The following is a 23,168-nucleotide window of genomic DNA, read 5'->3' as shown; positions in this document are numbered from 1 at the left end:
GGGAGCAACGCTCCGTCACCGTAAGGCTATGGACTATGACTACTATATTATATGTCACTAAAAGATAGATTCAATAAGCGACGCTCGCAGTTTGAACCTGGGGGTAAGCTGCATGCGTTTCACTCGCTCTTTGACGGGTTTGAGACCTTCCTCTATGTGCCGCATACGACAGCGGCTCCACAAGGAGGTGTGCATGTACATGATGCGATAGATAGCAAGCGTGTCATGAGTACCGTGGTGCTAGCACTAGTGCCTGCGCTACTCTTTGGTATGTACAATGTGGGACTCCAGCACTTCATCGCGATCGGTCAGACGGCTGGCTTCTGGTCGATGTTTTGGTTCGGCTTCCTAGCAGTACTGCCTAAGATCGTAGTCTCGTACGTAGTGGGACTAGGTATCGAGTTTACCGTAGCTCAGTGGAAGCATGAGGAGATACAAGAGGGATACCTTGTGACAGGTATGCTGGTTCCGATGATCGTCCCCGTAGGCACGCCACTCTGGATGATTGCTGTGGCTGTCGCCATGTCGGTGATCTTCGCCAAGGAGGTCTTCGGTGGTACGGGCTACAACGTCTTCAACGTGGCTCTGGTGACCCGTGCGATCCTCTTCTTCGCCTATCCAGCAGCGATGACTGGTGACAAGGTGTTCGTCCGCACGGAGCCTATCTTTGGCTTCGGTGGTGGTGGCGATATGGCTACGGCTGCTGTCGACGGCTTCTCAGGGGCTACCCCCTTGGGTCAGGTGGCTACGGCTGGTGATACGCTCCCCACGATCGTGAATACACTCGGTGAGCCTTCATCACTATGGGACGCTTTCTGGGGCTTTATACCTGGTAGTATCGGCGAGGTTTCGACCTTTGCGATCCTACTCGGTGCTATCCTACTGATCTGGACGGGCGTGGCAAGCTACAAGATCATCGTGAGTGGTGTAGTAGGTGCGGCTCTGATGACACTCCTCTTCAACGCTATCGGTACGACCGCTGCCATGCAGCTTGACATCACGCATCACCTACTCTATGGTGGCTTTGCCTTCGGTCTTGTCTTTATGGCGACCGACCCTGTTACTTCGGCACGTACCGAGACGGGCAAGTGGATCTATGGTCTCCTCGTGGGTGTCATGTGCGTCTTCATACGTGTTCTCAACCCTGGTTATCCTGAGGGTATGATGCTCGCCATCTTGCTGATGAACGTCTTCGCACCGCTCATCGACTATGTGGTAGTAAACAAAAACGTCGCTAAGCGCAAGAAGCGCTGGGCAACGGCAGCTAAACATTGATCCTACTTACGACTATGAATAGAGATAGTAATACCTACACGATCCTCTACGCAGCCATTATGGTGGTCGTAGTCGCAATAGCTCTAGCACTGACCGCTGTGGCTCTACGCAAGCCACAGCAGGAGAATGAGCGCATCGACAAGATGCAGCAGATACTACGTGCCGTACATCTAGAGCCTACCAAAGATCAAGTCATCCCCACCTATACGAAGGTGATCAAGCAAGAGCTCCTGGTCAATGGTCAGGGCGAGGTGATCGCTACCTTTGAGGGTGATCAGATTGCTCAGAATGAGGCTTTCCAGATGAATACGGCCAATCAGTTTAAGCTCCGCCAGCAAGACCCTTCACTCGGACTCCCTGTCTACGTGGCAGAGGTCGAGGGACAGCAGCTCTACATCTTCCCGATGGATGGTGCTGGCCTATGGGGTGCTATCTGGGGCTTTCTAGCTGTGCAGGCAGACGGGTCGACCGTCTATGGTACCGACTTCTCGCACGCTGGTGAGACTCCAGGACTGGGTGCAGAGATCGCGACGAAGCACTTCTCAAAGGAGTTTGTCGGCAAGCAGCTCTATCATGACGGGCAGTTTAAGTCTATCGCAGTAGTCAAGCATGGCCGGACACTTGCCGACCAAGACTACGTGGATGGTATCTCCGGCGGTACGCTCACGAGCAATGGTGTCAACAACATGCTCTGGAGCTCTATCCACGAGTACCTTCCCTACATCGAGCAGATACGTGGTACTCAAGCAGTAGCAGCAGAATAATCAGAAGAGAGAGTAATCTAAGCTATGAGTAAGATAAGTAATAAAGAGGTATTCCTAGGGCCTCTCAATAAGAATAACCCTGTCACCGTACAGGTGCTCGGTATATGCTCGGCACTGGCGGTCACAGCTCAGCTCAAGCCCGCTCTGGTGATGGCTCTATCGGTGACGGTGGTCGTCGCCTTTGCGAACGTAATCATATCGCTACTGCGTAACACGATACCTAATCGTATCCGTATCATCGTGCAGCTGGTGGTGGTCGCTGCGCTTGTGACGATCGTCAATGAGGTGCTCAAGGCCTATGTCTACGATGTCTCTAAGGAGCTGTCGGTCTACATTGGTCTGATCATTACGAACTGTATCTTGATGGGTCGCCTAGAGGCTTTTGCCCTAGCAAATGGTCCTAAGGCCTCCTTCCTCGATGGTATCGGTAATGGACTGGGCTATGGACTCGTCTTGGTGATCATCGGCTTCGTCCGTGAGCTGCTTGGTAGAGGATCACTACTCGGATATCAGATTATCCCGCAGTCCTTCTACGATATGGGCTACGTCAATCACGGCTTGATGATCATGCCTCCTATGGCGCTCATCGTCCTCGCTTGTATCGTATGGATACAGCGCAGTAAAAACAAGGATCTGCAGGAGCAGTAAGCTCTCCAATCCATATAATACATTGGTCACACACAGATTAAAGTCTAAGCAATGGATTATCTAAGTCTATTTTTCAAGTCGATCTTTGTCGACAATATGATCTTTGCCTACTACCTAGGTATGTGTTCTTACCTAGCCGTATCCAAAGACGTCAAGACCTCACTGGGATTGGGGCTGGCAGTAACTTTTATCCTTACCTGTACACTACCGATCAACTACCTCCTGGAGACCTACGTCTTTAAGGCAGGAGCACTGAGCTGGCTCGGGACGGAGTTCGCTTCAGTCGATCTGAGCTTCCTATCGCTTATCGTCTTCATCGCCGTCATCGCCTCCTTTACACAGCTGGTAGAGATGGTCGTGGAGCGTTACAGCCCTTCGCTATACAACTCGCTCGGTATCTTCCTACCGCTCATCGCTGTGAACTGTGCGATCCTCGGTGGCTCGCTCTTTATGCAGCAGCGTGACTTCATCAATACAGGTATGGCAACTGTCTATGGCCTTGGATCTGGCATCGGTTGGATGCTCGCTATCGTCGGCCTGGCAGCTATCCGTGAGCGTCTAGCTTATAGTAACATACCGAAGCCTCTGAGAGGATTTGGTATCACGCTCATCGTCACTGGTCTGATGGGTATCGCATTCCTCAGCTTCTCAGGTGTCAAACTCTAATCGCCTACAGATATGGATCAAATGACCTTAATAATAGTCTCGAGTGTAGCGGTCTTCCTGCTGGTTGTACTGCTCCTCGTCGTGGTACTCCTAGTAGCTAAGAGTAAGCTCATTCCCTCTGGCAATGTACATATCAATGTCAATGATGTCAAGGATCTAGAGGTGCCGATGGGCGGTACGCTCCTCAGTACGCTACAGAACGAAGGCATCTTCCTCTCTAGTGCCTGTGGCGGTAGCGGTAGCTGTGGACAGTGTCGCTGTCGTGTCGTAGAGGGTGGGGGAGAGATCCTCGCCACAGAGAAGGGCTTCTTCTCTCGCAAAGAGCAGATGGCACACTGGCGTCTCGGCTGTCAGACCAAAGTCAAGGAGGATCTGAAGGTGATCGTCCCTGAGAGTGTCTTTGGTGTCAAGGAGTGGGAGTGCGAAGTCATCTCCAATAAGAACGTTGCTACCTTTATCAAAGAGTTTGTCGTCAAGCTCCCCGAGGGCGAGCACATGGACTTCAAGAGCGGTAGCTACGCCCAGATCAAGATCCCTAAGTACGAGGTCAAGTACAGCGACTACGCAGTCGAGGATCAGTTCCGTGGAGACTGGGACAAGTTCAATATGTGGAGCCTTACGGCAAAGAATACTGAGGAGACCGTCCGCGCCTACTCTATGGCAAACTATCCTGCCGAGGGTAATATCATCACGCTCAACGTGCGTATCGCCACGCCTCCGATGGATCGTGTGACTCACACCTGGCAGAAGGTACCCGCAGGTATTGCATCCTCTTACATCTTCAGCCTCAAGCCTGGCGACAAGGTGACCATGAGCGGTCCTTACGGAGACTTCCACATCCACGAGGACTCTGATGCCGAGATGCTCTACATCGGTGGAGGTGCAGGTATGGCTCCGCTACGTGCGCAGCTCTTACACCTATTCCTCACGGAGCATACGACTCGCAAGGTCTCCTTCTGGTATGGTGCACGCTCACGCAGCGAGATCTTCTACGAGGAGGACTTCCGCGCCATCGAGCGTGAGTTCCCGAACTTCTCCTTCCACATTGCGCTTTCGGCACCACTGCCTGAGGACAATTGGACAGGTCTGACGGGCTTCATCCACCAAGCCATCTATGACAACTACCTCAAGGATCATGAGGCTCCTGAGGATATCGAGTACTACATGTGCGGTCCTGGTCCTATGTCGGCAGCAGCCATTAAGATGCTGGACAACCTAGGCGTACCGCCCGAGCAGATCAACTACGACAACTTCGGCTAAGATATTCTTGAGTCGACCAGTTGGTCCATGAGAGTAAAGATACAAGGCGACGGTGTGTTATCCCGATGATCGGGGTTGTACGCTGTCGCCTTCTTCATGCTAACTCTTATATCTCTGACGCGTCTGAAAAGAGCATTAATACCGATAAAGTCAAAAGAAATACCGATTTTGCCAAGTTCTTTTCCCTAACAATTCGGCTTGTTTGAGCTAAAACTCGTATCTTTGTCCCATAGAAATAGTTGAAAAATGTAGCTAAACCACCCTACTATGATACGAAAGATAGTGATTACCATCGGCCTCGTTCTCACCATTGGATTCGCGGCCACGGCACAGCAAGTTGCTCTCAAGCACAACTTCGCTTATGATGCCCTCCTTACGCCCAACCTCTCACTCGAGTTCGCTATGGGCAAGAAGTTTACCCTAGACACCCAGTTCGGTTGGAACTCGTTCGTCTTCAACCTGGATGCGGGCAAGCCCAACTACAGTGAGACCAAATGGGCACACTGGATGGCTCAACCAGAGCTTCGCTACTGGTTCTGCGATGTTTTCAATGGATGGTTCCTTGGTCTACATGGACATGTAGGTCAGATGAACGTAGGCGGGGTCAACATCCCCTATCCCCTCATCTTGGAAAACAAAGAGTCTGTCATGAAGGATCACCGCTACGAAGGGTGGTTCTACGGAGGTGGTCTCAGCGTAGGCTACCAGTGGGTACTCTCGACGCGCTCTTCGCTCGAGTTCTCTCTCGGTGCAGGTTATGCTCGTATACTATATGACAAGTACCCCTGCCAGCGCTGTGGTACTAAGGTCGATGAGGGCAAAGCCAACTATGTCGGACCTACGAAGGCTACGATCTCGTACGTCTTCTTCTTTAAGTAATCGTCAGTAGCACATCTAATAATACAGACACAAAGACTATGAATATCAAGATATCCCGCTTACTCATACTCCTCTCGACGCTACTATTTACCGTCGGAGGGACACTATGTGCTCAGCAATATTCCAAGGCGGAGGAGACTCAGACGATTGCTTTATCAGCAGAGCACTGCACTATCACACGTGACATAGAGCGCAATGTACTATGCATCAATCTAGATGCGGCTCCCTATGCCAATGTACGCTCACAGCAGCTCGTACGCATTACTCCTGTTTACGTCTCTGCAGACAGAAGTAAGTCCCTAAGACTACCCAACATCTATGTAGCTGGCAATGCTCGCTACAAGATCATCAAGCGTCAGCACAACCTCTACAACAGTGATTCACTAGTTAAGGAGATATACTCACGCCCCGAGGGTTCTGTCTATGCACGAGGCATCAAGGATCTACCACACATGGTCTACGAGCGTCCCTTCGAGAGCTGGATGGCTAACGGACACATGGAGCTAGAGATCGATACTTATAGCTGTGGTAACTGCCCTAAGGGTACACTCTTAGCACAAGGCGATCCACAGTCTATCCCAGCCTTTGGTCCTGAATACTATAAGTACAACTACATAGAGCCTGCTGCTACAGCCTTCAAGGAGTACGCCGAGAGCTTTGATGCGAATGTTCAGTTCGTCGTCGCCAAGCACGACCTTCGCAAGGACTTCAAGAACAATGCTGCTGAGCTAGCACGTCTCGATGAGTTCGTAAAGAAGGCAACCAAGATCGAGGGCGCTGAGCTACACACCGTATACATCTATGGTTATGCATCTCCTGAGGCACCCTTTGACTACAACCTAGCACTCTCTGATCGTCGTACCAAGACCCTCTATAACTATGTCAAGGGAGCTCACAAGGCACTCTTCAATAAGGTCGAGGTCGTTGCTGAGGGCAAGGGCGAGGACTGGGATGGTCTACGCAAGCTCGTAGATGCTAGCAGTATGCCTGAGCGTCAGACGATACTAGACATTATCGATAAGTACGATACAGACACACCGCGTGAGGCAGACATCAAGGCTCTCGATGGTGGCAAGGTTTATCGCGACCTTCTCGACAACTACTATCCTAAGCTTCGTCGCACAACCTTTACGATGAGCTATCGGGTACGTCCCTTTGAGGTCTCTGAGCTGGCACGCATCTACTCAACCAATTCTAAGCTGCTAAGCCTCAGTGAGCTCTATACGCTAGCTAATCAGAAGGTGGCAAAGGGCGAGAACCCTGTAGCTATCTATCGCACGGCTTATGAGCAAAACGCTAAGGACCCTGTTGCTAAGCTCAACTATGCCAATGCGCTCCTTCAGTACGACAAGAATGCTAAGGAAGCTTACCGAGTACTCTCTACCATTCAGTCTGACAGTCGTGCTAAGCTACCCACAGCTATCGCACTCGATATGATGGGTCGCAAGGCTGAGGCTGAGAAGCTTTACTTCAACTAATAGTTGACAGTCGATACTTGTCACTGAGCTGATAAGTATCATTCAGATAAGGCACCTCCGTTAGGACGACTTCGCTCATCCTGACGGAGGTGCTTCTTTTGTTTTACGAGATCAATACCTTTGGATAGCTCTAAGGAGACTGTTGACTTTTGCAACAGTCTCCGGATGTCACAGGGTGCTTGTAGAGGTGTGGGGTGCCTTATTTGTGGGTTGCCTCCCCGACAGAGGGCGGTAGGGTCATGGCACCATAGCTCTGTAGGAGCGTACGCCCTACGGGACACAGCCAGCAGCGACGCGGCTCGCAGTAGCTCCCGTAGAGCTGCAGCAGTGCCTGCGAGTCGTAAGCACTGCGGGGGCGCAGCCCCTCATGGACGAAGCGACGCACGACGCTGTTGCGCTCCGCGGGGAGGTCGTGTGCACTCATCAGCGAGTCGCTCGCTAGGGAGAGCCCGAGCAGGTCACGCTCCTGTGTGAGGTAGTACTGGAGCGGTATGACCACATTGATTGCAATGCTCTCGATGGTCGCTCGCCCTATGGTGCCAAGCTGAGCATCCGTCTCGCTCCCCCAGTGGTAGTGTCGCTGCCAGTAGTCGGTGGGCGTGACGGTGAGTAGCTGCTCGAGATGAGCCAGAGAGGATGTGCGGAGTAGCTCTCCCGGCAGATTGTCACTACGGTAGTATAGTGCTGCAAGGTAGGCAAGCCGACGATGCGGGAAGGCACTCGGGCGCAGCCGTAGCATACGGATGGTGCCTGGCGGTAGGGGAAACAGGTGGTACTTATGTGCTAGGAAGGTAAACTCTTCACGCAGTTGCTCCCTATACTGGTCTACCTCTGGGGATATCGGGTCACTCTCTAGCAGTCCGCCCATACCTAGTAGTAGAGCCTCGAGGGCTAGCGTCGAAGTCTTGTGCTTGAGCAGGATCGACGGAGAGAGCTGGCGAGCGATCTGCTCGAAAGCGTCATTATTCACCTTCCCCCCTAGGTAGCGCATTAGGAAGAGATGGGTCACCGCTGCTATATCTCCCTTGAAAAAGCTCATCGCCGCCTCTATCTGCTCGCACTTCTTGTCCAGTCGTTCGCGTGTAAGTTGTGCAAACCAGTCGGCCTGCACCTCCTCGGGTAGCTGGTTACAAGCCTCCCCACAGCGAGGTATCTGCGGAGCCTCGGTGAGTTGCTGCGCTATGGCCAGCAAGTCAGGGTTGATCTGCATACGGCAGGTGATAGGTGGCGTGCCAGCCTGCAGAGAGATGGGGCCATCGTCCTGCAGTACGATATGTAACAATACATTATTGTAGGCCGGGTCTAGCTGGTGCCCATGGCGTAGCCAGTCTGTCGCATGACAATGTATCTCGCCATTCCCCGCCCAGGTCAGGGAGCCTATACGCAGCTTGAGATTGCTAAAGTCGGGCCCGCCATTGGTATTGTATCGCCCTGGGTCGATGACGATCGGCGTCACCCCCTCGGGGATGCAGGGGTGTGGCTCGAAGGTGAGCGACTCGTAGAGCCTATTGCCCCATATCTGGTGTAGCCACGTCTCCTGCATCGTCTATTTGGTCAGATCAGATGTAGTCCTGTCCAGACTCTATCTCCACATCGGTGACATAGTTCTTGATACTCTGCTCCGCCTCACGCTTGCAGATGAGCAGCACGTTGCCATGCTTAGCGATGATACAGTCGTCGACGCCCTGCACGACTGCTAGCAGGTCTGGGTCATCGATGTAGAGGATATTATTCATTGACTCGTAAAATCGGGTCTTCTCGTGATTTGTCACATTGCCCGTCTGATCCTTGGAGCTCTGGTCATAGAGCGCGCCCCAGGTGCCTAGGTCAGCCCAGCCAAAGGTAGCGGGCGTGACCAGCACGTTGTCCGCTTTTTCCAAAACCCCGTAGTCGATCGATATACTGGGGCAGTAGGGGTAGATCTCCTCGATCGCCTCCCGCTCACGGTCAGTGCCGAAGTCGCTAGCCCGCTCGGTAAAGAGTCTGCTCACCTCGGGCATATACTTGGCAAAAGCATCTAGGATCGTCTTGACATGCCAGACGAACATACCGCTGTTCCAGAGGAACTCGCCACAGGAAACAAATATCTCGGCCATCTCACGATTGGGCTTTTCGGTAAAGACCTTGACCTTGTGATATTGCCCGTCGAGAGGCTTTTCACTAGAATCCACCTGTATGTATCCGTATCCCGTCTCGGGAGCCGTGGGCTTGATGCCTAGCGTCAGGAGGTAAGGATGTAGTGACGAAAAGTGAAGTGCCTGGCTGACCGTCTGGACGAAGTTGTCCTCGTTCATAATGACATGGTCCGAAGCCGCTACTACGATCGACGCCTTCGGGTCTCGCTGCTGGATATGGTAGCATGCGTAGGCGATACATGGAGCTGTGTTGCGTCGTAGAGGCTCGGTGAGGATCTGGTCACGCTTGAGCTCTGGGAGCTGCTCGAGAGTTAGGTCGACATAGTCGGCATGGGTGACGATGTAGATGTGATCCTTAGGGACGATCCGCAGGAACCGCTTGTAAGTATCCTGTAGGAGTGAACTCCCCGTACCGAAGAAGTCTAGAAATTGCTTGGGTCGTGACTGACGTGAGATAGGCCAAAAGCGACTTCCCACCCCGCCACTCATGATGACACAATAGTAATGCTCCATGAGAGTTGAGTTGTCTTGAGTTTGTTGTTACAAAGCTACTAATAAAAAGGGTGCCACGCAATGAAAGAGGCTTCCTCGGCTTATTCTGCGTCCGTTGTGTCACAGGTTACAGCATTGAGAGGTTAACGGAGATGGACACCCTCCGACTCTCGATACTGGTGTGCGTTTCGACCGCGGGTTGCGTGGGCTTGGCAAACCTTTATAATAGGGCGAATAGCTCGGAATGGTCGTCCCATACTGATGGGACAAAATATCCCACCTGCGTTCGAACGAAAAAATCCCAAGGGAGGGGCGAAACGATCCCGACGTGGGAAATAAAGATTCTCCACGTAGGGACGAAATAAAACTTCGGAAGAATGAAATGAAACTTCGGAGGAATCAAATGAAACTTCGGAGGAATTTTTTCTCGCCTACGTGGAGAATAAAAAATAGCCACGTGGAACTTGAGGTTCCCCACGTGGCTATTCGTATGCTGGGTCTTTCGGCGGGTGAAGTTTTTGGAGAAGGGGGGAGGTGTGGCTACCGCTTACCCGAAGCGTCGATCTTGAGGAAGATGGCGAGCATGAGCGAGAAGCCCCAAAGCGAGGAGCCCCCATAGCTAAAGAAGGGGAGCGGGATGCCGATGACGGGTACCAGCCCCAGCACCATCCCTACATTGACCATGAGGTGAAAGATCAAAACGCACGCTAGGCAGTAGCCATAGACTCGACCGAAGGTGGAGGGGTGTCGCTCCGCTCGCCACATGATGCGTAGGATCATAGCGAGGAAGAGGAGGAGCAGACCGACGGAGCCCGCAAAGCCTTGCTCCTCACCGATGGTACAGAAGATGAAGTCGGTGTCTTGCTCGGGAACATACTTGAGCTTTGTCTGAGTGCCCTGGAGGAACCCTTTGCCCGTAAGTCCGCCTGAGCCGATGGCGATCTTGGCTTGATCCACATTGTACCCAGCACCGCGTGGGTCCTGCTCGATGCCTAGAGAAACCGCTATACGCATCTGCTGGTGCGGTGCGAGGATGTCGTTGTAGACGTACTCGACGGAGAGCGAGAAGGCGAGCAAGCCTAAGCTGGCTAAGCCGACCAAGAGGTAGGAGCGGGAGTAGTGCAGCAGGGCGCGAACGAAGCAGAAGAGGATGATGCAGCTCATCAGTATCAGCGCGACATAGCTGTAGTCGATCTGCAGCCAGCGCAGAGAGATGTACATGCCGACGAAGTAGATGGTGGTGACGATCCATAAGATGCGTCGCTCACGCTGCTTCCACCGTACGATGCTACTGAGGTAGAGGATCGTAGCTACTGAGATGATGCTACAGATGAGGAGGCGACTAGCGTCAGTAGCACCCCAGCTCACGTCGGCCAGCATGAGTGCCACCACAAAGAGCATCACCGCTAGCGAGGCGAGTAGGAGGAAGGCACCTGAGAGGCCTTCACGATAGAGTGCTAGGAAGAAGGCGCAGAAGACGAGTGCCGACCCTGTCTCGCTCTGTAGGATGATGATCGCCATGGGCAAGAGTATGATCGCAAAGACCTCTAGATAGCCCCGCAGGGTGGTGAGCTTGAATTCGGGGCGATTGAGCCAGTAGGCGAGCATCAGAGCGGTACCAAGCTTGGCAAACTCAGCGGGCTGCACCCTGACAGGCCCTATGACGAGCCACGAGCGGGAGCCTTTGATATCAGGTGCTACGATGGCAGTCACGATGAGCAGGAGTATAAAGAAGATGTATAAGTAGGGCGCTCCAGACTCAAAAAGATCTTCGTCGATGAGGAGCACGACGCCGCCTAGTACCAGTGCTAGAGAGATCCATATAAGCTGCTGCATCGGTCGGCCTCCCATCTCTAGGAGATGCCCCGGTGTGAAGTCGTACGTAGCACCACAGATTGCCAGCCACCCCCCAGCCACCATCAGGAGATAGAGGATGATGAGCGGCCAGTCGAGGCGCATCAGGAGGTTGCTACGTCGTTGCTTGCTAAGGTATGGCATGCTGCTTGTTGATTCTTAGGTGTCGTGTGTGTAGAGGATCTTTTGTCGGCTGATCTGCTCCACGATAGCTTGGGAGGCTCCCGAGAGTTCGCCATCGCGTAGGTAATACTCCATCATGACGCGCCCGATGGGTACGCCGTAGGTGGCTCCGAAGCCTCCGTTCTCAACATAGACGCTGATGGCCACTTTGGGGTCTTCGAGGGGAGCGAAGCCGATGAAGGCGGAGTGGTCTTTGCCAAAGCGGTTTTCGGCGGTGCCGGTCTTACCGCATACGTTGATTTCGCCTGGGGCAAAGTTTGCCCGACGGCAGGTACCCGCTAGGACGGCACCATGCATCCCCTGTGCGATCTCCTCCCAGTAACCTGGCGACACGACCGTATGGTGGGGAGTCCTATAGACGGAGTCTAGTGGGGTGTGCTCGATCTTGCGGACGACGTGGGGCTTGTAGTAGTAGCCTCTATTGGCGATGATGGCCGCGAGGTTTGCCATCTGTAGCGGAGTGAGGAGCACCTCGCCCTGACCGATGGAGAGGGAGATGATGGTGGAGGAGTTCCAGCGGCTATATACGCGGTCGTAGACGGAGCTATTGGGTATGAAGCCACGGTTCTCGCCTGCGATGTCGATGCCGAGCTTGTATCCGAAGCCAAAGTCTACCATATAGTCGCGCCACTTATTGAGCGCATCCTGCACGCTGGGGTAGCGCTTGCGGTCGTCTAGTAGGAAGTGCAGTCCCCAGCAGAAGTAAGCGTTGCAGGAGGTGGTCAGGGCACTGCGCAGATTGAGCGGAGAGGCGTGTCCGTGGCAGGCGGGTCGTCCACGCATACGAGGATAGCCCCGAGCGCAGGAAAGGAGCGTGGAGGGAGTGACGAGACGCTCCTGAAGCATCAAGGCACCCATGGCGGGCTTGAAGGTAGAGCCCGGGGGGTAGGTACCCATGATGGCACGGTTGAAGAGCGGCTTGCCCTCCTGTAGTACGAGCTGCTGATGCGCCTTGCCTAAGCCCTTGCCTTGCAGCATTCGCACGTCGTAAGTGGGCGATGAGACGAGGCAGAGCACTTCGCCACTCTTGGGCTCGATCATGACGATGGCACCACGCTTGCCCTGCAGGAGCTTTTCGCCTAGGCTCTGCAGCCCTATATCGATGCTGAGGGTTAGGTCTTCGCCTGGAATTGCCTCTATGTCGTCGGCTCCGTCGTTGTAGCTTCCTTGGATCCTACCACGGGCATCTCGAAGTAAGAGGTTGACACCATTGCGTCCCCGCAAGGTTTTGTCGTAGGTGCGCTCTACGCCGCTCTTGCCGACGTACTGACCGAGCGCGAGGGTGCTGTCGGTTTTGAGCTCCTCAGGACTAGACTCGCCTAGGTAACCGAGTAGCAGGGCGGCATTGGGCTGGTCGGAGCGACGCACAGCGCGGGGGCGGAGTGTGAAGCCTGGTAGACGGAAGAGCTGCTCCTGTATGAATCCCGCCTCCTCACTGGTGAGCTGTGACCAGAAGAGCTGTGGCGTAAAGGGCGAGTAACCGGGATTGATGGAGCGGTCTCGTAGTGCCGCCATGCGCTCCTGTAGTTCTGTCTCGGAGGTGTGCAGGAGGTTGGCGAGCAGAGGCGTGTCGAGAGTGTCGGCTAGCTCTTTGGTAGTGACGAGGAGGTCGTAGGCTGGTTCGTTGTAGACGAGTAGTGTCCCTTTGCGGTCATAGATGACACCTCGATCGGGGAAGATGACCTCTTCATATAGAGCATTGCGCATGGCGCGCTCCTTGTACTCAGAGCTGACGAGCTGCAGGTAGCCGAGCCGTATGACGTATAGCACGACGATGCCTATGGCGATCATCGGGAGGACGGCGATGCGTAGTCGATGGCGTGGACGCTCCATAGTTGATCCGCTAGCTCTGATGCCGTGGTAGGTGCTCTAGGAAGAGCATCTGCAGGATCATCACGATGAGATAGGTCAGGAGCATACTGCTACCCATCCGCAGAGCGTAGTACTCCCAGTCGAAGCCGCCTAGAGAGTCTAGCGTGAAGAGGACAAACTGATGGATCGCGACCATCTCTAGGATGACGAGCCAGATGCCCAAGCCATGTATGCGCATGGAGGGTGCGCGGTGTAGGTTGCTCTCGATGTCTACGACGGGAGCTAGGAGGTAGTTGCGCAGGAAGCCGACGAGTGTCAAGGCGGCCATGTGCAGTCCGGGGGTGCCACTGAGGAGGTCGACGGAGAGACCGACGAGAGCTCCGATGAGTGTGAGCCACTCTCTCGGCGTATCTACGCTAAAGAGTAGCAGCGCAAAGAGATAGACCGATGGGGTCGCATAGCGAAAGAGCTGTATGTAGTTAAAGACCTCCACCTGTAGCAGTACCAGCAGCACGATGCCTAGGGTGGTCCATATCATTTGTAGTCTCATAGCTCCTCTTTACGCTCTTGCTCTTCTAGATTGATCGCATCGCCACCCGTTATCACATAGACGTGGTGTAGCTGCCCGAAGTCTGTCGCTAGGAGCACTGGTAGCTCCTTACGATAGGTCAGGGGCGTGCCCTCGGCGCCTTCGCCCTCTAGTCTGCCGATCATCATGCCTGGGGGAAAGATGGCGGAGTAGCCACTCGTCACGAGCGTATCACCGACGGCTAGATGCGCATGCTTAGGCAAGCCCCGCACGATGCCCTCCGTGGGGGAGAGCTTTTGTCGCCACGAGAGATCTCCTACATGCCCCTCGCGGAGGGTCATGCAGCTGAGGGTTAGGCTCTCGTTGATGAGCGGTACGACCGTAGCGTAGCGAGGCCCCACCTGAGCGACGATGCCTACGACACCGCTCTGCGAGACAACGCCCATATTAGGCTTGATGCCGTCACGAGCGCCACGATCTATGGTCATCATATTGTTTGCCTTGAGATAGGTCAAGCTGACGACCTGTGCTGTCACAAAGGTAAAGCTTGGATCCTCCCGAACGAGGGTGTCTAAGGAGTCTAAAGGCGTCAGCACCTGCGGTACCACGGTGTCTGCGAGGAGGTACTCGAACTGCCTCTGTAGGGAGAGGTAGCGCCCTTCGAGTGTCGCCAGCTGTGCCGTGAGCTGCTGGTTCTCCTGCTGTAGCGAGAGGTAGGAGCGCCAGCGGGCGCCCTCGGTGTGAATCCTCCCCACGACAGACGAACTGGCAGCCGCTCCCACGAATGAGTGGTAGAGACTGCCATGAAAGAGTAGGAGCAAGGCGATCGCCTCACACACCACTAGGAGCACCCAGTGCAGGTTAGCACGAAGGAGTTCGAGGAGACGACGCATTGCTGTCTTTTATTACTACTATAGCGCCACGGACGACCCTTTAGTGAATGAGAAAGTTGTAACTATCTACATTCTTGAGTGCCTTGTCGGTACCCATAGCCACAGCGCGTAGTGGGTCCTCGGGGACGTTGAACTGTATCGCGAAGCGACGTGTCAGTCTCTCCGCCAGACCGCGTAGTAGTGCGCCACCGCCTGTTAGGGAGATGCCGTTTTGCGTCACATCGGAGTAGAGCTCAGGAGGCGTACTCTCGAGCGTCTTGAGGATAGCACTCTCGATCTTGACGATAGACTTGTCGAGACACTGAGCGATCTCCTGATAGGATACATTGATCTGTCGTGGCAGTGAGTCCATCAGGTCGGCACTGGTGACGACAAAGTCCTCGGGAGCGTTGTCTAGCTCAGCCAGAGCGCTACCTACCTCGATCTTGATCTGCTCTGCGGTACGCTCGCCGACACGTACATTGTGCTTCTGGCGCATGTACTCCATGATGTCGTGGGTGAACTCGTCGCCAGCTACACGTATCGACTGCTTTGAGGAGATACCACCGAGCGAGATGACTGCTATCTCGGTCGTACCACCGCCTATGTCGACTACCATGTTGCCCTCAGGGGCGAGGACGTCTATGCCGATGCCAATAGCGGCAGCCATCGACTCATAGAGCATGTAGACGTCACGACCGCCAGCGTGCTCGCTAGAGTCCTTGACGGCGCGTATCTCTACTTCCGTACTACCCGAAGGCACGCTGACCACCATACGTAGCGAGGGGGAGAAGAGCGAGTGCGACTTCTTATTGATCTGCTTGACCATGCCTCGGATCATCTTCTCAGCTGCGTCAAAGTCCGCTATGACACCATCTCTGAGAGGACGCACGGAGCGAATGTACTCGTGACCCTTCTCATAGATCTCTCGCGCCTTCGTACCCACGGCGATCACCTCGTCGTTGCGCCGATCGAAGGCGATGACACTGGGCTCGTCGAAGACGATCTTCCCATCCTTCATTATAATCGTATTAGCTGTACCGAGGTCAATAGCTAATTCTTGTCGTAGTTTGAATAGTCCCATATATCGTTTGGTTGTGACTAATGATTAATGTCTAAAGTGGCGAATACCTGTCGTCACCATGGCGATGCCCTGCTCGTTGCATGCGTCAATGCTCTCCTGGTCTCGTATCGATCCGCCAGGCTGTACGATAGCCGTAATACCCGCTGCGGCTGCTAGATCCACACAATCACGGAAGGGGAAGAAAGCGTCGCTCGCCAGGACAGCCCCCTTGAGGTCAAAGCCAAAGGTGTGCGCCTTCTGGATTGCTTGTCTCAGTGCTGAGACACGAGAAGTCTGACCGATGCCTGTCGCTAGTAGTTGGCTGTCACGGACGATAGCCAGTGCATTGCTCTTGCAGTACTTGACGATGCTCTCGGCCATACGTATGTCGGCCATCTCATCTTCGGTGGGCGTAGCCTCCGTAACAGAGGTGTAGACGACTGGCTCGGAGAGGACGTCAGGCGTCTGCACCAGATAGCCACCCGCAGCTGTGCGGATGCTGTCTAGGTCTGGTAGGGGAGCTTTCTGTAGGAGGAGGATGCGCTTCGACTTCTCACCCAATATCTGCAAAGCTTCGGTGTCAAAGTCTGGCGCGATGAGTACCTCAAAGAAGATGTGTGAGATCTGCTCTGCCGTCTCCTTGTCGATCGCTCTATTTGCCACCAGGATGCCGCCAAAGGCTGACTCCGTGTCCGCCTCATAAGCTGCTTGCCAAGCCTCCGAGATCGTCTCTCGTGAAGCTATACCGCACGGGTTCGTATGCTTAAGCACGGCAAATGTCGGAGCTTCGAACTCCTGTATGAGATGCACGGCAGCGTCTAGATCCTGCAGGTTGTTGTAGGATAGCTCTTTGCCCTGTAGTTTGTCAAAGTAGTGGTCTAAGTCCCCAAAGTAGAAGCCCATCTGGTGAGGGTTCTCGCCATAGCGTAGGACCCGTGGGTTGCGCCCCGAGATATGTAGTGCCGTATGAGCACCCGCATCGAAGTAGTTGAAGATATCGCTGTCGTAGGTTGCCGTCACCTCAAAGGCACGCAGCGCATAGCTCCTCCGCTCGGGGAGCGTCGTGGTACATCCGTCACGCTCCAGCAGATCGATGAGCCCATCGTACTGATCACGATGCGAGCAGATGAGCACGTCGTGGTAGTTCTTTGCCGCAGCACGTATGAGGGAGATGCCGCCTATGTCAATCTTCTCGATGATCTCTTCCTCGCTGGCACCACTAGCGACCGTCTCAGCAAAGGGGTATAGGTCCACAATGACAAGGTCTATCAGGGGAAGGGCGTACTGCGCCACCTGCTCCTCGTCATGCGCATTGTCTCGCCGTGCGAGGATACCGCCGAAGATCATCGGGTGGAGTGTCTTGACACGTCCTCCTAGGATAGAGGGTAGAGCGGTCAGCGACTCAACGGGAGTACAGGGTATACCGAGCGACTCGATATACTCTTGCGTGCCTCCTGTGGAGACGATCTCTACCTCGGCAGCATGTAGTATACGTGCGATGCGATCGATGCCCTCCTTGTGGTAGACTGATATGAGGGCTCGCCGGATAGGTCTTATGGTCATAGTGCTTGTGGCGTGTGGTATAGGGTGAATAGCAGCTCTCCTAGGTAGCCCCTAAGCAGAGCCAGATGTTGGTCATAGCTACAGTAGCTACAAAGGTAGTAAAAAGAGCGGATAAAGAGAGCTTTTTGCTAGCTGTTCTTTAGAAAAAAGCGATCACGTGAAGGCTGAATGTCTTCACGTGACCGCTAATTATGTGTCTCCACCCCTGTAACGGGAGGAGTACGGCTGCCTTACCAGACAGACGATACGAGATCCTATAGGTTAGGGTTGACCTTATGCCACTCAGCTACGGGAGGTATGACACCCATCTCGATGATCTGCTCGCGCATACCCTCTAGATGCTTGTAGCTCTTGTCTAGAGCAGCCTCCTCTTCGGGTAGACCCTCTACCTCCTTGTAGGTTACGCCCTCACGAGTTATGGTCGTCTCGCGCGCCATCATCACATTCTTGTAGCGATGGTCATTGACGAAGCACCCTGCGGGCCAGCGGAAGGGCTCACCGCCCATAGCTGCGCGAATCATCTCGATGGAGACGTAAGCGGGGCTCTGGAAGCTGGAGCGACCACGTAGTGCGATAATGTTTGCACCGCCCTTGATGACACGCTGCTGGAGTGCAGCCCACTGGTCATGCGTGAGGCGATCGGTGCCGATGAGCTCCGTCAGGGGTTTGCCGTCGATGCGGGCTGTGCTGGCGAAGACGGCCATCTGCTCTCCGTGACCACCATAGGTGCGAGTGTTCGTCACCTGACTCTGCTGGAGACCGAAGTGCTTAGCTAGCTCGCTCTGCAGACGTGTGCTGTCGAGCGCAGCAAGGGTGGTCACCTGTGAAGGCTTAAGGCCTGAGTGTATCAGCGTGACTAGACCCGTGATGTCTGCGGGGTTGAAGATGATGACCACATGGTTTACGTCGGGGCAATACTTCTTGATGTTGCGTCCCAGCTCGGCGGCTATCTCGGAGTTCCCCTTGAGGAGGTCTTCGCGGGTCATACCCTCCTTACGAGGTGCGCCACCAGAAGATACGATATACTTAGCTCCTCGCAGAGCCTCAGCGATGTCAGAGGTAAAGGTTAGATTGATTCCATCGAAGCCACAGTGACGCATCTCCTCCCAGACTCCCTCGAGCCCCTTAGCGTAGGGGTCGTATAGGCAGATGTTTGGGGTGAGGCGCATCATGGCAGCCGTCTGTGCCATGTTTGATCCGATCATGCCGGCAGCGCCGACGATGACCAGCTTGTCTTGTGATACGAAACTCATAGTGTTTTTATACTTGTTGAAATGATTGATACGCGATCTCCTGTCTAGTCTAGAAAAGGAAAAGATCGAGAGCCGGTCATCAGACCTGCAAGGGTCGTACGCACTAGCTCCCGATCTCTCCACTAGAGTGTTATCTTACTAAGCCTCGTAGCGACGAGCGACCTCCTTCCAGTTGATGATAGACCAGAGATCCTTGACGTGGTCGGCACGGCGGTTCTGATAAGTTAGGTAGTAAGCGTGCTCCCATACGTCGAAGCACATCAGAGGCTTGAGTCCCTTGCGTAGTGGGTTGCCAGCGTTTGGCTCCTTCTCTATCGAGAGCTTGCCCTGGTTGTCACTAGCTAGCCAAGCCCAGCCTGAGCCAAAGAGTGAGGTGCAGGCATCGTTGAAGGCCTTCTGAAACTCCTCGAAGCTACCGAAGTCACGCTTGATGGCCTCAGCGAGCTTACCCTCGGGCTGACCGCCAGCCTTAGGCGCAAACTGTAGGAAGTACATGTTGTGGTTCATCACCTGGCCAGCCTGATTGTACAGCTTGCCCTCAGCCTTGCGGACGATGTCCTCTAGAGAGGCATCCTTCAGGTCAGAGTCGGGAAGGAGCTTATTGAGTGTGTCTACGTAGCCCTTGAGGTGCTTACCGTGGTGATACTGGATCGTCTCAGCGCTGATTACTGGCTCAAGTGCATCGTTTGCATAGGGGAGCTTTATTAGTTCGTGTGTCATGTTGCTTTATCTGTTTATGTTAAGTATTACAAATGCTTCTCTAGTCTCGCAGCTCATACATCTAGAGCTACTATCTTAGACAGTATCACAAAGGTATATAAAAAGAGTCACAACTGCAAGTCCCCCCCCCAGGGAGATCTTCTGCAAATCGTCACACGCTTCTAACCTCTAATCAATACTATATAATAATAGAGAGCCTACAATCCTTGGACTGTAGGCTCTCTTTGCTAGACACTTGAATGTCTTCTTCTTTTACTCAACTTCTCAAGAAGTACTGCTAGGGACTCCTCAAGTGTGAGGCCGGACGCACTGAGGCGTTACTCAGCGTCCTTGTGCTCCTCGGAGTGCTCGCTGCTCTCCTCCTCGGTCTCGCCCGGCTCGGCCTCAGCAGCATCCTTGCCACGAGCGGCACGTGTCTGCTTGACACCGCAGACGACAGCCTGTGGAGCGTCTACAAGCTCAAGCCCCTCGAAGGATAGCTCGTGCACCTGGATCGTCTTGCCGAGCTTGAGGTCAGTTACGTCGATAACTAGATTCTCGGGGATCTTGTCGTAGGTGGCACGTACGCGTAGATTGCGCTTCTCACGTACCAGCTTACCACCGGCTCTAACACCGACTGCGTGACCATCGAGTACGACAGGTACGTTCATGACGATAGGCTTATCCTCGCTCACCTCGTAGAGGTCTGCGTGAAGAGTCTTGTCACTTACTGGGTGAAACTGTACATCCTTGAGTACAGCCTTGATCTGCTTGCCCTCGACGTCTAGCTCGATGAGATAGATGTCTGGCGTGTAGATCAGCTTGTTGATGTCGTCGCTCTTGACGACGAGGTGCTGTGTCTCGCCACCTCCGTAGAGGACTACAGGTACGAGCCCCTCACGACGGAGCCCCTTGGTGGCTTTCTTGCCGAGCTGGTCGGCCTTGCGCACGGTGGCGCTGAGCTTAAAATGCTTCATTAGTACAAATAGTTAGTGTTACTCAAAATTAGTCTCGCTAATCTCCCATTACACTGTGGTGCACTACTCAGAGCCTCTGTGACAGATGTCAGACAGTAACGTCAGACGCCTCGTCGGCTCCGCTAGAGACCAAAGATCCCCATCACGCAAGAGGGGGTGTACAATTGGATTCATAGGAAAACCGTCCGCAAAGGTACGAATATTCTACCAATCAACGGCAAAGAATTTCAGATCGTCGATCGCGCAACTAGAGACTGTTGCAAAAGTCAACAGTCTCACAATCTTGCTAGCAAGATTGTCCTGACTTTGCAGAAAGGATGAAGCGCAAGGCGCTGAGGGTGAGGTCTGAAGGGAGCATACATCCGTATGTGACCGAAGCCGAATCCCGAAAGCAACACAGCGATTCGCCTTTATGCAACGTCTCAACTGGTTATTAGATAAGATTTTTGTACCTTTGCGCCATTGTACAGAGTAACTATACATACAGTTTTACCTATTAAATCACCACAACTTACTAAATGAGTAACAATCCAACGGATCGTATCCAGCCACTCACAGACTTCGACTGGTCTGGCTACGCACAGGACACTGACATCTCTCCGGAGATGCGCAAAGAGCGCGAGGCGATTTATGACAAGACTCTGACGACAATCAAAGAAAACGAGGTCGTCATGGGTAAGGTCATGTCTATCAGCAAGCGCGAGGTACTAGTCAACATTGGCTACAAGAGTGCAGGTATCATCTCTGCCAACGAGTTTAACTACAACAAGGATCTCAAGGTCGGCGACGAGGTTGAGGTACTTGTCGAGAGCAAGGAGGACCGCTTCGGTCAGCTACAACTCTCTCACCGCAAGGCTCGTGCAGCTCGTGCTTGGGAGAAGATCGCAGCTGCTCAGGAGAACGACGAGGTCATCCTGGGCTACATCAAGAGCCGTGTCAACGGCGGTATGATCGTCGACATCTTTGGCATCGAGGCATTCCTACCAGGCTCACAGATCGACGTACGTCCTATCAAGGACTACGATGCTTTTGTCGACAAGACGATGGAGTTCAAGATCGTCAAGGTCAACCCCGAGTATCGCAACGTAGTCGTATCGCACAAGGTCCTCATCGAGGCAGAGCTCGAGCAGCAGAAGAAGGAGATCATCTCCAAGCTCGAGAAGGGTCAAGTCCTCGAGGGTGTCGTCAAGGGTATCACCTCTTATGGTGCCTTCGTCGACCTCGGTGGCGTAGACGGTCTGATCCATATTACCGACCTCTCTTGGGGTCGTATCGGAGATCCCTCTGAGGTGGTCTCTATCGATGAGAAGATCAACGTGGTCATCCTCGACTTTGATGAGGAGAAGACACGTATCGCTCTCGGTCTCAAGCAGCTTATGCCACATCCATGGGATGCCCTCGATCCTAACCTTAAGGAGGGTGATATCATCCATGGTCGTGTCGTCGTCATCACGGACTACGGCGCATTTGTAGAGGTGATCCCAGGTGTCGAGGGGCTGATCCATGTCAGCGAGATGTCCTGGACGCAGCACCTACGTAGTGCTCAGGAGTTCCTCACCGTAGGTCAGGAGGTAGACGCTGTCGTCCTCATGCTCGACCGCGAGGATCGCAAGATGAGCCTCGGTCTCAAGCAGCTCAAGCCCGATCCATGGGAGACCATCGAGCAGCGCTTCCCCGTTGGGTCTAACCACGAGGCTCGCGTACGCAACTTCACCAACTACGGTGTCTTCGTTGAGCTCGATGAGGGTATCGATGGCCTGATCCACATCAGCGACCTATCTTGGACTCGCAAGGTCAAGCACCCCAATGAGTTTGTCAAGGTTGGTCAGATGATCGAGGTACAGGTACTGGAGATCGACAAGGAGAATCGTCGTCTCAGCCTGGGTCACAAGCAGGTTACGGAGAATCCTTGGGATGAGTTCGCTAAGGAGTTCACCATCGGCTCTATCCACGAGGGTACAGTCGTTCGTATGAACGAGAAGGGTGCCACCATCGCACTACCTTACGGTGTTGAGGCTTTTGCTACGCCTAAGCACCTCATCAAGGAGGACGGTTCTAGCGTCGCAGTAGACGAGAAGCTCCCCTTCAAGATCCTCGACTTCAACCCCGAGATGCAGCGCATCATCGTCTCTCACAGTCGCATCCACGAGGATGCTGAGCGTGCAGAGCGTCGTCAGGCTGCTACCGAAGAGCGTAACCAGCAGGTACGTGACGCTGCCGCTGTCGCTGCTACACAGCAGAGCGTAGAGCGTGCTACCCTAGGAGACCTTGACGAGCTAGCTGCTCTCAAGGAGCGTCTAGAGAGCGCTGAGTAATAGATAGTGGAGATCTAGAGCGGTGCTTAGCACCCTCTGAGCCGATCCATAATAAATAACGAAGAGAGGTGATGACCCGTCGGGACGTCACCTCTCTTCTTATCTAGTAGGTACCGATCTAAGGAAGAGACTATTGCATAAAGGCGAATCGCTGTGTTGCTTTCGGGATTCGGCTTCGGTCACATACGGAGGTATGCTCCCTTCAGACCTCACCCTCAGCGCCTTGCGCTTCATCCTTTCTGCAAAGTCAGGACAATCTTGCAAGCAAGATTGTGAGACTGTTGACTGTTGCAACAGTCTCAGGAAGTCTGACGCCGTCGGCTCGTTACAATAATTTATGCTCGTCTACATATCGATACGGTGCCGTGTCGGGGAAAAGTGATTTCCACGTGGATATTTCAAAATCTCCACGTGGGGAATTTTTATTTCCCAGGTAGGAAATAAAAAATTC

General features: G+C 53.7%; 19 protein-coding genes. 8 read left to right on the top strand and 11 right to left on the bottom strand.

Features of this window, described 5'->3' with window-relative positions; translation table 11 throughout:
* Positions 1-51: 51 nt before the first annotated feature.
* The 7 genes from RDM37_RS02860 to RDM37_RS02830 all read left to right on the top strand — a co-directional run bounded on the left by RDM37_RS02860 (position 52) and on the right by RDM37_RS02830 (position 6,970).
* Positions 52-1,275 carry an NADH:ubiquinone reductase (Na(+)-transporting) subunit B gene (locus RDM37_RS02860; protein ID WP_308554820.1) on the top strand — a complete coding sequence of 408 codons (1,224 nt, stop codon included), beginning with the start codon at positions 52-54 and terminating at the stop codon, positions 1,273-1,275.
* Positions 1,276-1,289: 14 nt separating this feature from the next.
* Positions 1,290-2,039: an NADH:ubiquinone reductase (Na(+)-transporting) subunit C gene (nqrC, locus tag RDM37_RS02855; protein WP_308554819.1), complete on the top strand. Its 750-nt coding sequence runs from the start codon at positions 1,290-1,292 to the stop codon at positions 2,037-2,039.
* A 24-nt stretch (positions 2,040-2,063) separates the two neighbouring features.
* Entirely contained in the window at positions 2,064-2,687 is a 624-nt protein-coding gene (locus RDM37_RS02850) for an NADH:ubiquinone reductase (Na(+)-transporting) subunit D (RefSeq protein WP_297114699.1), read from the top strand.
* Between the two features lie 51 nt (positions 2,688-2,738).
* On the top strand, positions 2,739-3,353 hold the full coding sequence (nqrE, locus tag RDM37_RS02845; RefSeq protein WP_308554818.1) for an NADH:ubiquinone reductase (Na(+)-transporting) subunit E: 615 nt from the start codon (positions 2,739-2,741) through the stop codon (positions 3,351-3,353).
* 21 nt (positions 3,354-3,374) lie between these two features.
* A complete protein-coding gene (nqrF, locus tag RDM37_RS02840) occupies positions 3,375-4,613 on the top strand; it encodes an NADH:ubiquinone reductase (Na(+)-transporting) subunit F (protein ID WP_308554817.1) in 1,239 nt (412 codons plus the stop codon).
* Positions 4,614-4,880: 267 nt separating this feature from the next.
* Positions 4,881-5,492: a DUF3575 domain-containing protein gene (locus tag RDM37_RS02835; RefSeq protein ID WP_308554816.1), complete on the top strand. Its 612-nt coding sequence runs from the start codon at positions 4,881-4,883 to the stop codon at positions 5,490-5,492.
* Positions 5,493-5,530: 38 nt separating this feature from the next.
* Complete coding sequence (locus RDM37_RS02830) at positions 5,531-6,970, top strand: DUF3868 domain-containing protein (RefSeq protein ID WP_308554815.1); 1,440 nt, start codon at positions 5,531-5,533, stop codon at positions 6,968-6,970.
* 199 nt (positions 6,971-7,169) lie between these two features.
* On the opposite strand, the gene RDM37_RS02825 is transcribed toward RDM37_RS02830, so the two are convergent.
* The 11 genes from RDM37_RS02825 to RDM37_RS02775 form a co-directional block, all read right to left on the bottom strand.
* Positions 7,170-8,513, bottom strand: a complete 1,344-nt coding sequence (locus RDM37_RS02825) for a DUF2851 family protein (RefSeq protein WP_308554814.1) — start codon at positions 8,511-8,513, stop codon at positions 7,170-7,172.
* A gap of 16 nt (positions 8,514-8,529) precedes the next feature.
* On the bottom strand, positions 8,530-9,618 hold the full coding sequence (locus RDM37_RS02820; RefSeq protein ID WP_308554813.1) for a mannose-1-phosphate guanylyltransferase: 1,089 nt from the start codon (positions 9,616-9,618) through the stop codon (positions 8,530-8,532).
* 519 nt (positions 9,619-10,137) lie between these two features.
* A complete protein-coding gene (gene rodA, locus RDM37_RS02815) occupies positions 10,138-11,595 on the bottom strand; it encodes a rod shape-determining protein RodA (RefSeq protein ID WP_308554812.1) in 1,458 nt (485 codons plus the stop codon).
* A gap of 15 nt (positions 11,596-11,610) precedes the next feature.
* Positions 11,611-13,467 (bottom strand): penicillin-binding transpeptidase domain-containing protein, encoded by a 1,857-nt coding sequence (locus RDM37_RS02810; protein WP_308554811.1) that lies wholly within the window; start codon positions 13,465-13,467, stop codon positions 11,611-11,613.
* A gap of 10 nt (positions 13,468-13,477) precedes the next feature.
* Positions 13,478-13,996 (bottom strand): rod shape-determining protein MreD, encoded by a 519-nt coding sequence (gene mreD, locus RDM37_RS02805; RefSeq protein WP_299369349.1) that lies wholly within the window; start codon positions 13,994-13,996, stop codon positions 13,478-13,480.
* Entirely contained in the window at positions 13,993-14,868 is an 876-nt protein-coding gene (mreC, locus tag RDM37_RS02800; RefSeq protein ID WP_308554809.1) for a rod shape-determining protein MreC, read from the bottom strand. Before mreC ends, mreD begins: the two co-directional genes overlap by 4 nt.
* A 40-nt stretch (positions 14,869-14,908) precedes the next feature.
* Positions 14,909-15,931: a rod shape-determining protein gene (locus RDM37_RS02795; RefSeq protein ID WP_308554807.1), complete on the bottom strand. Its 1,023-nt coding sequence runs from the start codon at positions 15,929-15,931 to the stop codon at positions 14,909-14,911.
* A gap of 24 nt (positions 15,932-15,955) precedes the next feature.
* Positions 15,956-17,473: a bifunctional phosphoribosylaminoimidazolecarboxamide formyltransferase/IMP cyclohydrolase gene (purH, locus tag RDM37_RS02790; protein WP_308554805.1), complete on the bottom strand. Its 1,518-nt coding sequence runs from the start codon at positions 17,471-17,473 to the stop codon at positions 15,956-15,958.
* A 254-nt stretch (positions 17,474-17,727) separates the two neighbouring features.
* A complete protein-coding gene (locus tag RDM37_RS02785; RefSeq protein ID WP_308554803.1) occupies positions 17,728-18,726 on the bottom strand; it encodes a malate dehydrogenase in 999 nt (332 codons plus the stop codon).
* 138 nt (positions 18,727-18,864) lie between these two features.
* A complete protein-coding gene (locus RDM37_RS02780; protein ID WP_308554801.1) occupies positions 18,865-19,446 on the bottom strand; it encodes a superoxide dismutase in 582 nt (193 codons plus the stop codon).
* Between the two features lie 317 nt (positions 19,447-19,763).
* Positions 19,764-20,402, bottom strand: a complete 639-nt coding sequence (locus tag RDM37_RS02775) for a 50S ribosomal protein L25/general stress protein Ctc (protein ID WP_308554799.1) — start codon at positions 20,400-20,402, stop codon at positions 19,764-19,766.
* A 518-nt stretch (positions 20,403-20,920) separates the two neighbouring features.
* On the opposite strand from RDM37_RS02775, the gene rpsA reads away from it, so the two are divergent.
* Positions 20,921-22,717 carry a 30S ribosomal protein S1 gene (gene rpsA / locus RDM37_RS02770; RefSeq protein ID WP_299366724.1) on the top strand — a complete coding sequence of 599 codons (1,797 nt, stop codon included), beginning with the start codon at positions 20,921-20,923 and terminating at the stop codon, positions 22,715-22,717.
* The last annotated feature ends 451 nt before the right edge of the window (positions 22,718-23,168 follow it).

The sequence above is a fragment of the uncultured Porphyromonas sp. genome (assembly GCF_902489635.1).
Lineage (GTDB): Bacteria > Bacteroidota > Bacteroidia > Bacteroidales > Porphyromonadaceae > Porphyromonas.
Note: the sequence above shows the minus strand (reverse complement) of the source record. Positions and strands in the feature narration are given on the sequence as shown.